Genomic DNA, 14,988 nt, shown 5'->3' on the forward strand with positions numbered 1-14,988 from the left:
ATCCGTCTTGCGTCGACGGCCAAGTGGCCGGGGAGCTGTATCCATTAGGCGCCCTACCTTAAGGGATAGGACGCAGCGGGTCGACACCCGCAGGTGTCGATGCCAACACAAAGGGGTATTTTTCCCCTCTTGCATCAGCGGTAGTGCAAAAAGACGTTGTCGCGCCCGAACTGGTCACGCAATGCCTGAATCAAAGTGTCGGCCGGGTCGATTCGCCAGGCCTCGCCGAATTGAAGCAAGGCGCGTGCCTCCTCGCCACTGTAGTCGACGGTCACCGGGCAAGCGCCCTTGTGCTTGCTGCACAACTCGGCCAGCCAACGGAGGCGATCCCCCTTGAGCGCTTCGCTGGCGACCTTCACCCGCAGGCTGTCGGCCAGGCCGGTACGCGCCTCTTCCAGGCTCATCACGCGCTTGGCGCGCAGACGCAGACCACCGGAGAAGTCGTCGTTGCTGACTTCGCCCTCGACCACCACCAACGCATCGTTCTGCAGCAGCGCCTGGTTGCTAGCGAAGGCATCGGCGAACAAGGACGCCTCAATGCGTCCGGAGCGGTCGTCGAGGGTGATGAAGCCCATCTTGTCGCCCTTCTTGTTCTTCATCACCCGTAGGTTGACGATCATCCCGGCGATGGTCTGGGTGTCCCGCGCCGGCTTGAGCTCAACAATGCGCTGGCGGGCGAAACGGCGAATCTCGCCTTCGTACTCGTCGATGGGGTGACCGGACAGGTAGATACCCAGGGTGTCCTTCTCGCCTTTCAGACGCTCTTTGATCGGCAGCTCGCGGGCCTTGCGGTGGTTGGCATAGACGTCGGCCTCGGGCTCGGCGAACAGGCCGCCGAACAGGTCCATGTGGCCGCTCTCGGCGCTGCGCGCAGTCTGCTCGGCGGACTGCACGGCCTCTTCCATGGACGCCAGCAGCACGGCGCGGTTCTTGTCGACACTGGCCTGGTAGGCTTTGAGCTCGTCCTGATAGTACGGGCCGAGACGATCCAGCGCGCCGCTGCGGATCAAGGCTTCAAGGGTGCGCTTGTTGATGCGCTTGAGGTCGACACGGTTGCAGAAGTCGAACAGATCCTTGAACGGCCCACCTTCGGCGCGGCATTCAACGATGGCCTCGACCGGGCCCTCGCCCACGCCCTTGACCGCACCCAGGCCATAGACGATACGGCCGTCGTCGTTGACGGTGAACTTGAACTCGGAGACGTTCACGTCTGGCGGTTCGATGCGCAACTTCATGTTGCGGCACTCTTCCACCAGGATCACCACCTTGTCGGTGTTGTGCATATCCGCCGACAGCACGGCGGCCATGAACGGCGCCGGGTAATGCGCCTTGAGCCAGGCGGTCTGGTAGGAGACCAGACCGTAAGCGGCCGAGTGCGACTTGTTGAAACCGTAACCGGCGAACTTTTCCACCAGATCGAAGATGTTACCCGCTAGATTGGCGTCGATGCCATTGCTGGCACAACCTTCGATGAAGCCGCCGCGCTGCTTGGCCATCTCCTCGGGCTTCTTCTTGCCCATGGCACGACGCAGCATGTCCGCCTGTCCCAGGGTGTAGCCACCCATGACCTGGGCGATCTGCATCACCTGCTCCTGATACAGGATGATGCCGTAGGTGGGCTTGAGCACCGGCTCGAGGCCGGCGTACTGATAATCCGGGTGCGGGTAGGACAACTCGGCGCGGCCGTGCTTACGATTGATGAAGTCGTCCACCATGCCGGACTGCAGCGGGCCCGGGCGGAACAGCGCCACCAGGGCGATCATGTCTTCCAGGCAGTCGGGCTTGAGCTTCTTGATCAGCTCCTTCATGCCGCGCGATTCAAGCTGGAAGACCGCGGTGGTCTCCGCCTTCTGCAGCATGTCGTAGGTTTTCTTGTCATCCAGCGGGATGAAGTCGATGTTGACCAGGTCCTCATCCGAGGCGCCATCGCGCTTCTGGATGCGGTGGACGGTTTCCAACGCCCACTTGATGATGGTCAGGGTGCGCAGGCCGAGGAAGTCGAACTTGACCAGCCCGGCCTGCTCGACGTCGTCCTTGTCGAACTGGGTCACCAGGCCGCCACCCTCCTCGTCACAGGCGATCGGCGAGAAGTCGGTGAGCTTGGTCGGCGCGATCACCACACCACCAGCGTGCTTGCCGGTACCGCGCACCACCCCTTCGAGTTTGAGGGACATGTCCCAGATTTCCTGGGCTTCCTCGTCGTTCTTGAGGAACTCGCGTAGCGGCTCCTCCATCTCGTAGGCCTTCTCCAGGGTCATGCCCACTTCGAAGGGGATCATCTTCGACAGACGGTCGGCCAGACCGTAGGACTTACCCTGCGCCCGGGCGACGTCGCGCACCACCGCCTTGGCCGCCATCGAGCCGAAGGTGATGATCTGGCTCACCGCGTTGCGCCCGTATTTCTCGGCCACGTAGTCGATCACACGGTCGCGGCCGTCCATGCAGAAGTCGACGTCGAAGTCGGGCATGGACACCCGCTCGGGGTTGAGGAATCGTTCGAACAGCAAGTCATAGGCCAGCGGATCGAGGTCGGTGATCTTCAGCACGTAGGCCACCAGCGAACCGGCACCCGAACCACGGCCCGGGCCGACCGGCACGCCGTTGCTCTTGGCCCACTGGATGAAGTCCATCACGATCAGGAAGTAACCGGGGAAACCCATCTGGATGATGATGTCGAGTTCGAAGTTGAGGCGGTCGATGTAGACCTGCTTCTTGGCCTCGTAATCCGGCGTATCCTTGGGCAGCAGCACTTCGAGACGCTCTTCCAGGCCCTCGAAGGAGGCGTGGCGCAGGTAGTCGTCGATGCCCATGCCATTGGGCGTGGGAAAATCCGGCAGAAAGTATTTGCCGAGTTGCACGTCGATGTTGCAGCGCTTGGCGATCTCGACGGTGTTCTCCAGTGCCTCGGGCAGGTCGGAGAACAGCTCCCACATTTCCTCGGCGCTTTTCAGATACTGCTGATCGGAGTAATGCCGCGGCCGGCGCGGGTCGTCCAGGGTACGACCTTCACCGATGCAGACGCGAGTTTCGTGCGCCTCGAAATCGCCCTGCTTGATGAAGCGCACGTCGTTGGTTGCCACCAGCGGCGCCTCGACGCGATCGGCCAGGGCCACGGCGGCGTGCAGATATTCCTCATCGCCAACACGGCTGGTGCGCTGCACCTCCAGATAGAAGCGATCCGGGAACACTGCCATCCATTCACGCAGGCGCATTTCGGCCAACGCTTCATCACCGGTCAGCAGCGCCTGGCCGACTTCGCCTTCACGCGCGCCGGATAGCGCGATGAGGCCCTCGGCGGCGTCCTTGACCCAGTCGCGCTGGATGATCACCAGGTCGTTGCTCTGCCCTTCGGCCCAGCCACGGGAGATCAGTTCGGTGAGGTTGCGGTAGCCCTTGGCGTTCATCGCCAGCAGGGTCAGGCGCGTCAGCGGGCCGTCTTCCTCGGCGCTGGCCATCCAGATATCGGCGCCGCAGATCGGCTTGACCCCGGCGCCCATGGCCGCCTTGTAGAACTTCACCAGTGAGCACATGTTGCTCATGTCGGTGACCGCAACCGCCGGCATGCCGGCCCCGGCCACGGCCTTGATCAGCGGTTTGACCCGCACCAGGCCATCGACCAGGGAGTATTCGGTGTGCAGACGCAGGTGGACGAAAGCTTGGGTCATGGGCGGCCTTGCAGGTGAAAACGACAAAGCGCGGATTGTAGCCTAAGCGGGTCTGGCTGAGGGCCAGAGGTTCAGACTGTAGCGGCGATACAATCGATAGCTACAGGCTCGAGCAACGCGCGCACCGGTGCGAAGGAACGCCGATGAATAGGCGTCGGCCCCAGGCGCTGCAAGGCTTCCAGGTGAACGGGCGTGGGGTAGCCCTTGTGGCCGGCGATGCCGTAACCGGGATAGAGACGATCCATCTCGAGCATCTCGCGGTCGCGACTGACCTTGGCCAAGATCGAAGCCGCGGCTATTGCCGGCACCCGGCTATCGCCCTTGACCACCGGCGCACTCGGCACCGCCAGCTTTGGACAGCGATTGCCGTCGATCAATGCCAGTCTCGGTGTCACGTGAAGCCCTTCGACAGCCCGCTGCATGGCCAGCATGGTGGCATGCAGGATATTCAGGCGGTCGATCTCCTCCACCTCGGCGCGGGCAATGCACCAGGCCAGAGCCTTCTCGCGAATCTCGTCGAACAGCACTTCACGGCGCACCTCGGAGAGTTTCTTCGAGTCGTTCAGGCCGAGAATCGGCCGCGCCGGATCGAGGATCACCGCAGCCGTGACCACGGCACCGCAGAGCGGGCCACGGCCGACTTCGTCGACACCGGCGACCAGTTCTTCGACCAGGGTAAAATCGAGACCCAGCTGCATCAGCCACGCCCTGCCAGCTTGAGCACCGCATCGGCCGCCGACACCGAGGCATCGCGGCGCAGCGCACGGTGAATCACGTCGAAGCCCTCGGTCTGCACTTGCCCACCGTCGATCAACGGCGCAACGGCCTGGGCCAGAGCCTCGGGAGTCGCTGCATCCTGAATCAGCTCAGGCACCAGCAGACGCTCGGCCAGCAGATTAGGCAACGAGATATAGGGGCTCTTCACCAGGCGTTTGAGGATGCGATAGGTCAGCGGCGCTACGCGGTACGCCACCACCATAGGCCGCTTGTACAGCAGCGCTTCCAGGGTCGCAGTACCCGAAGCGATCAACACCGCATCGCAGGCAGCCAGCGCCTCGTGGGAGCGGCCATTGAGCAGCGTCAGCGGCAAATCACGCCCGGCCAACATCTGCTCCAGCTGCTCGCGACGCTCGGGCGTGGCGCAAGGCAGCAGGAAATGAATACCTGGGCGCAGTGCGCGCAGTCGAATCGCCGCATCGAGAAACAGCTCACCGAGACGCGCAACTTCACCGCCACGACTGCCGGGCATCAGGGCCACTACCGGCTCGTCCTGCGGCAGATCCAGCACCTCGCGCGCAGCAGCACGATCAGCCTGCTGCGGAATCGCATCGGCCAGCGGATGACCAACGAAGCGCACCGGCACCTGATGCTCGTCGTAGAACTGCGCCTCGAACGGGAACAGGGTCAGCATCAGGTCGCAGGCTTCACGAATCTTCAGCACGCGCTTCTGCCGCCAGGCCCAGACCGAGGGGCTGACGTAGTGCACGGTCTTGATACCGGCACGGCGCAGCTTGAGCTCCAGGCCCAGGTTGAAATCGGGCGCATCGATACCGATAAAAACATCAGGTTGCGCGGCGATCAGATCGCGAGCCAGTTGCCGACGGCGCCCCAGTAACTCGAACAGACGGCCTAGTACCTCGACCAGGCCCATCACGGCCAAGCGCTCCATCGGGAAATAGGATTTAAGGCCTTCGGCTTCCATGCGCGCGCCGCCAACACCGATGAACTCGGCATCCGGATGGCGCTGCTTGATGGCCTGCATCAGGCCGGAACCGAGGATGTCACCGGACGCCTCACCGGCGACCAGTGCGACGCGAATAGGTCTGCTCATAGGTATCAGCGCGTGATGCCGCGCGTGGAGGCCTGAATCGAATCACGGAAAATCGCCACTTCCGGGAACTGAGCAGCGGACTCGGCCAGTTCGGCCAGAGCCTGCTCGACGGTCAGTCCCTGGCGATAAACCAGCTTGTAGCCCTTGCGCAGGGCGGCGATGGCCTCGGCAGAGAAACCACGCCGGCGCATGCCCTCGAAGTTCATGCTGCGCGCTTCGGCCGGGTTGCCGAACACAGTAACGAAAGCCGGAACATCCTTGCCAATCGCAGTGCCCATGCCCGAGAAGCTGTGCGCGCCAATGCGGCAGAACTGATGCACCAGGGTATAGCCGGACAGAATCGCCCAGTCATCGACCCAGACATGCCCAGCCAGGGCCGTGTTGTTGACCAGGATGCAATGATTGCCGATCACACTGTCATGGCCGATATGGGCATAGGCCATGATCAGGTTGTGATCGCCAATGGTGGTTTCGCTACGATCCTGCACGGTGCCACGGTGAATGGTGACACCCTCACGAATCGTATTGTGATCACCGATCACCAGGCGCGTCGCCTCGCCCTTGTATTTCAGGTCTGGGGTGTCTTCACCGACCGAAGAAAACTGGTAGATGCGGTTGTGCTTGCCGATCACGGTCGGCCCCTTGAGCACGACGTGCGGGCCGATGACTGTACCCTCGCCGATTTCCACATCGGCCCCGACAATGCTCCACGGGCCAACGACGACGTCGTCGGCCAATCTGGCACTGGGATCGATGATCGCGCGGGGGTCAATCAAACTCATAGCTTGCGTTCCGCACAGATGATTTCAGCGGAGCAGACTTCCTTGCCATCGACGGTGGCGCGGCACTCGAATTTCCAGATGCTGCGACGATCGCTCAGGTATTTGGCTTCCAGCGTAAGCTGATCACCCGGCAGCACCGGCGAACGGAAACGCAGTTTGTCGGAGCCGACGAAGTAATACAGGGTGCCATCGGCCGGCTTCACGCCCATCATCTTGAAGCCGAGGATACCGGCAGCCTGGGCCATGGCCTCGATGATCAGAACGCCGGGCATGATTGGATGCTCGGGGAAATGACCGTTGAAGAACGGCTCATTGATGCTGACATTCTTATAGGCGCGAATCTGCTTGCCTTCGACGTCCAGGTCCACCACGCGGTCCACCAGCAGGAACGGATAGCGGTGCGGCAAATATTCACGAATTTCGTTGATGTCCATCATGTCCGATTAAGCCTGTAAGAAAAGAAAAGAGCACGGTCACACCGTGCTCAGGCATCAGATGAGACGTTTGCCGTCTGGGTCACGGCGGCCAGCTGTTTTTCCAGCTCACGCAGTCGCTTGGCCATATCGTCCAACTGACGAATACGGGCTGCACTCTTCTTCCACTCGCCCGCCGGTTGCATGGCAGTGCCTGAAGAATAGGCGCCCGGCTCGGTGATCGAGCGAGTCACCATGGTCATACCGGTGACAAACACGTTGTCGCACACCTCGATATGGCCAACCATGCCCACACCGCCGGCGATCATGCAGTTCTTGCCGATCTTGGTGCTGCCGGAAATGCCGCAGCAGCCCGCCATGGCCGTGTTGTCACCGATCTGCACGTTGTGCGCGATCATGATCTGGTTATCCAGCTTCACGCCATTACCGATCAAGGTATCGGACAGCGCACCGCGATCCACCGTGGTGTTGGCGCCGATCTCGACGTCATCACCGATGGTCACCCCACCGATCTGTGCGATCTTCTGCCAGACGCCCTTTTCGTTGGCGAATCCGAAGCCTTCGCCACCGATCACCGCGCCGGACTGGATCACTACACGCTTGCCGATCTGCACATCGTGGTACAGCGTCACGCGCGGAGCCAGCCAACCACCCTCACCGATCACGCTACGCGCACCGACCACGCAATGCGCACCGATGCTCACATCAGCACCGACGCGAGCACCGCTTTCGATGACCGCAAAGGCGCCGATACTGGCGCTCGGATCGACCTGAGCATCACCTGCAACCTGCGCAGTGGCGTGAATGCCGGGAGCCGCCTTGGGCTTGCGGTCGAACACATGCGAAAGCTGGGCATAGGCCAGATAAGGATTGGCAACGATCAAGGCATCGCCAGCATAGCCTTCAGCATCGGCTGCGGTGAGCAACACGGCACCGGCCTGAGTCTGCGCCAGAAACTTGCGGTACTGGGCATTGGCCAGGAAGCTCAATTGTTCGGGCCCGGCCTCCTGTAAGGTGGCCAGGCCCGTGATGACCTTAGCTTCGGCGCCACGCAAGGTGGCGCCCAGGCGCTCGGCCAGCTGGCCGAGGGTAAATGTCGCAGTCATGCTTAACGCATCTGATTCATGCGCTCGATGACCTGGCGAGTGATGTCGTATTGAGGTTTGACATCGATCACCGCACCGCGCTCGAGTACCAGGTCGAAGTTACCGTTCTTGATCACTTCTTCGACAGCCTTGTCCAGATTCGGCTTCAGCTTGGCCAGCATCTCGCGGTCAGCGATTGCCTTGGCTTCGTTCAGCTCCTTGGACTGGAACTGGAAGTCACGAGCCTTCTGCTTGAATTCGAGCTCGAGGCGCTCGCGCTCGGCCTGCTGCATCTTCTCGCCGTCCTTGACCATGCGATCCTGGATACGCTTGGCGTCGCTTTCCAGGGTCTTGAGCTTGTTCAGCTGCGGGCCGAACTTCTTCTCGGCATCGACGGCGTAGCGCTTGGCTGCGTCCGACTCGAGCAGCGCCATCTGATAGTTCAGCACGGCCACCTTCATCTCGGCGAACGCCGGAGTGGCGATCAGGGCGGCGGTGAACAGAACCAGTTGAGTCAACTTACGCACAATGCACTCCTGCAACAAAACTGTTGGCTTTCTGTGAAACGAACTTAGAAGGTTTGACCCAGGGAGAACTGGAATACCTGGGTATCGGCATCATCCGGCTTCTTGATCGGCATGGCCAGACTGAAGCTCAGCGGGCCCAGTGCGGTGATCCAGGTCAGGCCGACACCCACGGAGCTGGCCATGCTGCTGAAGTCGATATTGCAGCTGTCGCTCAGCCTCTTCTGGCTGGAGCTGCAGTTGGTATCGAAGACATTACCCACGTCCCAGAACAATGCGGTACGCAGCGAGCGCTGATCCTTGACGAACGGCAGCGGGAAGAGCATCTCGACACCGCCCTGCACCAGTACGTTACCACCGAACGGCAGCGGGTCCTGGTCCGGGTCGCGCAGGGTGCCCGGTTTGGCACCGCTACTCGGCGTACTGCGCGGCCCAAGGCTGCTGTCTTCGAAACCACGTACCGAGTTGAAGCCACCCGCGTAGTAGTGCTCGTAGAACGGCAGCTCAGCCGTGGAACCGTAGCTGTCGCCATAACCCAGCTGGGTATGGAAACGCAGGGTGTAGTTGTCGCTGATCGGGGTGAAGACCTGACCACGGTAGTCGAGCTTGTAGAACGACAGATCGCTACCTGGCAGCGTGGTTTCCAGCACCAGGCTCTGCGAATGACCACGGTTGGCCAGTACACCACGGTTCAGGGTCGACTCGGACCAGCCGATGGACCCCTTGAAGTTCAGGTAGTTATCGCCCTCAGAGTCGATGAAATCGAAGATCTCGTCGACGGTATAACGACCGGTATCGATGGTGTCCTGCTGCACGGTCAGACCGTAGGTCAGACGCGCGGTTTCGCTGATCGGGTAGCCGATATTGACACCTGCACCCAGGCTGTCGACCGAATAGCTGGATACGTCGACATCGAGCTCATCGTAGTCGGTGGTGCGGTAGAAGGCGTTGTAACCCAGGCTGACACCGTCGACGGTCCAGTAGGGGTCAACGAAGCCGAAGCTGTATCGGGTCTGGTATTCGCTGCGGGTCAGGCCGATGCTGACGCGGTTACCGGTACCCAGGAAGTTGTTCTGGCTGATCGAGCCACCGAGGATCAGACCGGCGTTCTGAGCAAAACCGACGCTGGCGGTGATGGAGCCGGACGGCTGCTCTTCGACGCTGTAGTTGACGTCGATCTGGTCGTCGGTACCCGGTACCTGCGGGGTTTCGACGTTGACCTCCTTGAAGAAGCCCAGACGCTCCAGACGCACCTTGGACTGGTCGATCAGGTAGGTCGAGGCCCAGCCACCTTCCATCTGACGCATTTCGCGACGCAGCACCTCGTCCTCGGACTTGGTGTTGCCGCGGAAGTTGATGCGATTGACGTAAGCGCGCTTGCCCGGATCGACGAAGAAGGTGATCGAAACGGTGTTGTCCTCGTCGTGCGCTTCCGGCACGCCATTGACGTTGGCGAAGGTATAGCCTTCGTTACCGAGGCGGCGGGTGATCAGCTCACTGGTGGTGGTCATGATCTTGCGCGAGAAGACCTGCCCTTCCTTGACCAGCAGCAGTGCACGCACGTCTTCTTCCGGCACCTTGAGGTCACCGGAAAGCTTCACGTCACGGACGCTGTACTTCTCGCCCTCTTCGACGTTGACGGTGATGTAGACGTGCTTCTTGTCCGGGGTGATGGATACCTGGGTGGAGCTGATATCCATATTGATGTAGCCGCGGTCCAGGTAGTAGGAGCGCAGGCGCTCGAGGTCACCGGACAGTTTCTCGCGGGCATACTTGTCGTCGTTCTTGAAGAAGGACAGCCAGTTGGTGGTCTTCAGCTCGAACAGATCGACCAGATCTTCATCGGAGAACACGGTGTTGCCGACCACGTTGATGTGGGAGATGGCAGCAACGGTGCCTTCGTTGATGGTGATCTTCAGCGCCACGCGGTTACGCGGCTGCGGAATGACTTCGGCTTCGATCTCGGCCGAATAGCGACCCTGAGCGACATACTGGCGCTGCAGCTCGTTACGCACGCCTTCCAGGGTGGCGCGCTGGAAGATTTCGCCCTCGGCCAGACCGGACTGATTCAGGCCCTTGAGCAGGTCTTCTGTAGTGATGGCCTTGTTGCCTTCGATCTCGATACCAGAGATGGAGGGACGCTCGACCACGGTAACCACCAGCACGTCACCATCGCGACCGAGCTGGATATCCTGGAAGAAGCCGGTACGGAACAGGGAGCGGGTGGCATCGACCAGTTGGCGATCATCTACCTGCTCGCCCACGTTGAGCGGCAGCGCGCCGAATACGCTGCCAGCGGAAACCCGCTGCAGGCCATTGACGCGTATATCGGAGATGGTGAAGGACTCGGCGTGAACTTCGGCGATCATCAATGCGGACAGTACCGCAGGTAGCAGCAGACGTTTCATGAAGTCCTTTCTTATTCCAACTGACGATAAAAACTGCCGCTTAAGCGACACTTCTTTTAAATCTCAAGAACGTATTCAGCAATGCTCACAGGCGGCTGAGGTCGTTGACCAGGGCAAGCAACATGACCCCGATGACCAGACTGATGCCGATCTGCATCCCCCAACCCTGAACCCGCTCAGACAAGGGGCGACCACGCACCCACTCGACCAGATAAAACAGCAGATGCCCACCATCCAGTACGGGAATGGGCAGCAGATTGAGAACCCCCAAGCTAATACTCAGATATGCAAGGAATTTCAGGAAATCCCCCAGCCCTGACTCAGCTGAAGCGCCCGCCACTTTAGCAATGGTTATCGGCCCACTCAAGTTTTTTACCGAGAGCTCCCCGAACAGCATTTTCTTCAGCGAATCGAGGGTCAGCAGGCTCATGGACCAGGTTTGACGCATGCCTTCGACAACGCCATCGAGCGGACCGTAGCGCACCTCGCGGAGCATCTCCGGCGGCCATTCGACGTCCTGCACGCCGGCGCCCAGGTAGCCACTGCGGGCCTCTCCTTCACCGCGCGATGCCAGAGTCAGCTGCACATCCTGCGTTTGCCCGGCGCGTTCGAAGCGCAACGTGACCGCCTCGCCCGGCAATGCCCGGACGCGATCGACCAGATCCTGCCAGTCGACCAGGGGCTCGCCATCGAGGGCCAGCAACCTGTCCCCTGCCTGCAGCCCTGCGGCGTGGGCAGGCCCCTTGGAATCGACTTCAGCCAGAACCGGCTCCAGCACCGGACGCCATGGACGAATGCCCAGCGAACCAATCGGGTCCGGCTCGTCGACGCCGCGCAGCCAGTTGTCCAACTGCACCTGTTTTGGCGTTTCGACGGTGGAGCCAGGCTCCAGCACGCGCAGATCGAGCGTACCGCTCTCGCCCAGACGCCTCACCAGCTGCAGATTGACCGCCGCCCAACCACTGGTGGCCTCGCCGTTTACCGCAACGATCTCTTGCCCCGCACGCAGCCCGGCCACTTGCGCCAGACTGTCCGGCTGCACCGCGCCGATAACCGGGCGCACCTGCTGACTGCCGAGCATGGCGACGAACCAGAAGAACAGCAGCGCCAGCAGGAAATTGGCCAGCGGGCCCGCAGCCACGATGGCGATGCGCTGGCGCACGCTCTTGCGATTGAAGGACTGCTCGACGAGCTCGGGGGGCACATCGCCCTCGCGCTCATCGAGCATCTTGACGTAGCCGCCCAGAGGAATGGCTGCAACCACGAATTCGGTGCCCTGGCGGTCATGCCAGCGCAGCAGCGGTGTGCCGAAGCCAACGGAGAAGCGCAGCACCTTGACGCCGCAGCGCCGGGCTACCCAGAAGTGCCCGTACTCGTGAAAGGTCACCAGGACACCCAGTGCGATCAGGGTGCCAACCAGCATGTACAACCCACTCATTTCACTTCTCCAGCTCTACGAGCCGCTCAAGTTCCAGCACACACCAGACCTATACGGACGTCATCAACGGCCAGCGAGCCACTGCCCAGCCAGCTCACGCGCACGGGCATCGGCCGCGAATACCGCGTCGAGCGCTTCGACAGCCTGCACCGACTGGGCGTTCAACACGGACTCAATCATACGCGCGATATCAACGAAACGGATGCGCCGCTGCAGGAAAGCCTCGACCGCGACTTCATTGGCGGCGTTGAGCATCGCCGGTGCACTGCCGCCAGCCTGCGCCGCCTCCCGCGCCAGACGCAGACAGGGAAAACGCTGCTCGTCGGGGCGTTCGAAATCCAGGCGACCGACGGCAAACAGATCCAGAGGCGATACGCCCGAGTCGATACGCTCCGGCCAGGCCAACGCATGAGCGATGGGCGTGCGCATATCCGGATTACCCAGCTGCGCCAGCACCGAACCGTCGATGTAATCGACCAGCGAATGAATCACGCTCTGCCGGTGGATGACCACTTCGACCTGCTCCGGGCGGGCATCGAACAACCAGCAGGCCTCGATCGACTCGAGCCCCTTGTTCATCATGCTGGCTGAGTCTACGGAAATCTTGCGCCCCATCGACCAGTTCGGATGAGCACAGGCCTGCTCCGGCGTGACGCATTCCAGGTCGGCCAACGGCGTTTCGCGAAAAGGCCCACCAGAAGCCGTCAGCAGTACGCGACGCACACCAACGGTCTGCAGCCCCCGCGCATAGTCACCGGGCAGACACTGGAAAATGGCGTTGTGCTCGCTGTCGATAGGCAACAGCACCGCCCCGCTCTGCTTGACCGCCTGCATGAACAAGGCGCCGGACATCACCAGCGCTTCCTTGTTGGCCAGCAGCACCTTCTTACCGGCCTGCACGGCCGCCATTGTCGGCTTGAGGCCTGCCGCACCGACAATGGCCGCCATTACGCAATCGACCGCCGCGTCGGCAGATACGGCGCACAGCCCTGCTTCGCCGACCAGCACCTCGGTCGCCAGCCCGGCGGCGCGCAAATTGTTCTGCAGCTCGAGCGCTGAAGCGTCATCAGGCACCACGGCGTAGCGCGGCCGATGCTGCACGCACAGCACCTGCAGCTCTGCCAGGCGCGAAAAGCCCGTCAGCGCGAAGACGCTGTAGCGCTCAGGGTGGCGCGCGATCACATCCAGCGTACTGAGGCCAATAGAGCCCGTAGCGCCCAGCACTGTGACCTGCTGCACTGCACTCACAGCGCGCCCCAGCCAGCGAGCCAGAGCAGTGCAGCGAACAACGGGATGGCTGCGGTCAGACTGTCGATACGATCCAGCACGCCGCCATGTCCCGGCAGCAGATTGCTGCTGTCCTTGATCCCGGACTGACGCTTGAACATGCTTTCGGTCAGGTCACCAACCACGGAAATCAGTACCACCACAGCAGCACCCGCCAGAGCCAGCAGCAGCCCACCAACGGACCAGCCTTGCTGCAGCCCGACCAGCAAGGTGATCAGCAGGCTGGCCGCAAGACCGCCGTAGAGTCCTTCCCAGCTCTTGCCCGGGCTAACCTTGGGCGCCAGCTTGCGCTTGCCAAAGGTCTTGCCGGAAAAATAGGCGCCGATATCCGCCCCCCAGACCAGCACCATCACTGCGATGATCAGGCCGTTGGCCTGCGGCCACTGCTTGAGCAGGATCAGCCCTTGCCAGGCCGGCAGCAGAATCAGCAACCCAATCAGCAAACGCCCCGGCACACCGCCCCAGAGACGACTGCTATCGGGATAGGTCATTACCAGAAAGGTCGCGACCAACCACCACAGCACAGCCACCACCAGCAGCAGCGGGGCAACGACCGGCACCACGTACAGCAAGCCGAGCAACACGGCCACTGCAGCCGCATAGGCCACACGCAGCGACTGCGCCTCGAACCCTGCCAGACGGGCCCATTCCCAGGCCCCCAGCGTGACCACCGCACCGATGAACAGGGCAAAGGCACCGCCATCGAGCAGGAAAAAACCGCCCAGGGCGATGGGCAACAGCACCAGCGCCGTGATGATTCGTTGTTTGAGCATTAGGAGCGCGCCTCAGCTTCCACCTGCTCGCTGGTCTTGCCGAAGCGACGCTGGCGGGTAGCGAAATCGGCCAGCGCCTTGCGCATGGCCTCGTGCTTGAAGTCCGGCCAATACAGGTCGGAGAAGTACAGTTCGCTATAAGCCAACTGCCACAGGAGGAAGTTACTGATGCGGCGCTCACCACCCGTACGGATGCACAGGTCAGGCAAAGGCAGGTCGCCGGTGGCCAGACAACCCTGCAGCAATTGCGGGGTAATGTCTTCGGGCTGCAAATGACCTGCTTGCACCTCACGCGCCAGACGCTGAGCAGCCTGGGCGATATCCCACTGACCACCGTAGTTGGCCGCGATCTGCAAGGTGAAACGCCGGTTGCCGGCAGTCAGTTGCTCGGCTTCGCGCATGGCTGCCTGCAACTCGGGATGAAAACGCGAGCGATCACCGATGATGCGCAGGCTGATGTCGTTATCCAGCAGACGCTTGGCCTCACGACGCAGCGCCCCCAGGAACAACTCCATCAGCGCACCAACCTCGTCGGCCGGACGCTGCCAGTTCTCGCTGGAAAAGGCGAACAGGGTCAGCACCTCGACGCCCGACTCGGCACAGACCTCGATCACCGCGCGAACCGCATCGACCCCGGCCTTGTGCCCAGCCACACCCGGCAACAGGCGCTTCTTCGCCCAACGGTTGTTGCCATCCATGATGATGGCGACATGCCGCGGCACCGCCCCCTGCTTGTTCTTGTCCATGTATGGGCGCCCAGC

12 protein-coding genes are annotated in these 14,988 nt (G+C 61.8%); all 12 read right to left on the bottom strand.

What is annotated here, in order from left to right:
- Nucleotides 1-134: 134 nt before the first annotated feature.
- The 12 genes from dnaE to uppS all read right to left on the bottom strand — a co-directional run bounded on the left by dnaE (nt 135) and on the right by uppS (nt 14,973).
- A complete protein-coding gene (gene dnaE, locus JWV26_RS02135) occupies nt 135-3,665 on the bottom strand; it encodes a DNA polymerase III subunit alpha (RefSeq protein WP_093050533.1) in 3,531 nt (1,176 codons plus the stop codon).
- 71 nt (nt 3,666-3,736) lie between these two features.
- Complete coding sequence (gene rnhB, locus JWV26_RS02140; protein WP_206418272.1) at nt 3,737-4,363, bottom strand: ribonuclease HII; 627 nt, start codon at nt 4,361-4,363, stop codon at nt 3,737-3,739.
- A complete protein-coding gene (lpxB, locus tag JWV26_RS02145) occupies nt 4,363-5,496 on the bottom strand; it encodes a lipid-A-disaccharide synthase (protein ID WP_093050527.1) in 1,134 nt (377 codons plus the stop codon). The genes rnhB and lpxB overlap by 1 nt, the downstream gene beginning before the upstream one ends.
- A gap of 5 nt (nt 5,497-5,501) precedes the next feature.
- Nucleotides 5,502-6,278 (bottom strand): acyl-ACP--UDP-N-acetylglucosamine O-acyltransferase, encoded by a 777-nt coding sequence (lpxA, locus tag JWV26_RS02150; protein WP_017674780.1) that lies wholly within the window; start codon nt 6,276-6,278, stop codon nt 5,502-5,504.
- A complete protein-coding gene (fabZ, locus tag JWV26_RS02155; protein ID WP_003244215.1) occupies nt 6,275-6,715 on the bottom strand; it encodes a 3-hydroxyacyl-ACP dehydratase FabZ in 441 nt (146 codons plus the stop codon). Before fabZ ends, lpxA begins: the two co-directional genes overlap by 4 nt.
- Before the next feature lie 47 nt (nt 6,716-6,762).
- Nucleotides 6,763-7,818, bottom strand: a complete 1,056-nt coding sequence (gene lpxD, locus JWV26_RS02160; protein ID WP_093050524.1) for a UDP-3-O-(3-hydroxymyristoyl)glucosamine N-acyltransferase — start codon at nt 7,816-7,818, stop codon at nt 6,763-6,765.
- Between the two features lie 2 nt (nt 7,819-7,820).
- The gene (locus JWV26_RS02165; RefSeq protein ID WP_013716416.1) at nt 7,821-8,324 is read right to left on the bottom strand and encodes an OmpH/Skp family outer membrane protein; all 504 of its coding nucleotides are present in this window, start codon (nt 8,322-8,324) and stop codon (nt 7,821-7,823) included.
- Between the two features lie 44 nt (nt 8,325-8,368).
- Nucleotides 8,369-10,729 carry an outer membrane protein assembly factor BamA gene (gene bamA, locus JWV26_RS02170; protein WP_093050521.1) on the bottom strand — a complete coding sequence of 787 codons (2,361 nt, stop codon included), beginning with the start codon at nt 10,727-10,729 and terminating at the stop codon, nt 8,369-8,371.
- Nucleotides 10,730-10,814: 85 nt separating this feature from the next.
- Nucleotides 10,815-12,167: a sigma E protease regulator RseP gene (gene rseP, locus JWV26_RS02175; protein WP_093050518.1), complete on the bottom strand. Its 1,353-nt coding sequence runs from the start codon at nt 12,165-12,167 to the stop codon at nt 10,815-10,817.
- Nucleotides 12,168-12,230: 63 nt separating this feature from the next.
- A complete protein-coding gene (ispC, locus tag JWV26_RS02180) occupies nt 12,231-13,415 on the bottom strand; it encodes a 1-deoxy-D-xylulose-5-phosphate reductoisomerase (protein WP_206418273.1) in 1,185 nt (394 codons plus the stop codon).
- The gene (locus tag JWV26_RS02185; protein WP_206418274.1) at nt 13,412-14,227 is read right to left on the bottom strand and encodes a phosphatidate cytidylyltransferase; all 816 of its coding nucleotides are present in this window, start codon (nt 14,225-14,227) and stop codon (nt 13,412-13,414) included. The genes ispC and JWV26_RS02185 overlap by 4 nt, the downstream gene beginning before the upstream one ends.
- A complete protein-coding gene (gene uppS, locus JWV26_RS02190) occupies nt 14,227-14,973 on the bottom strand; it encodes a polyprenyl diphosphate synthase (protein ID WP_206418275.1) in 747 nt (248 codons plus the stop codon). The genes JWV26_RS02185 and uppS overlap by 1 nt, the downstream gene beginning before the upstream one ends.
- Nucleotides 14,974-14,988: the final 15 nt, after the last annotated feature.

It is taken from the genome of Ectopseudomonas toyotomiensis (assembly GCF_017167985.1).
Classification (GTDB): Bacteria; Pseudomonadota; Gammaproteobacteria; order Pseudomonadales; family Pseudomonadaceae; genus Aquipseudomonas; species Aquipseudomonas toyotomiensis.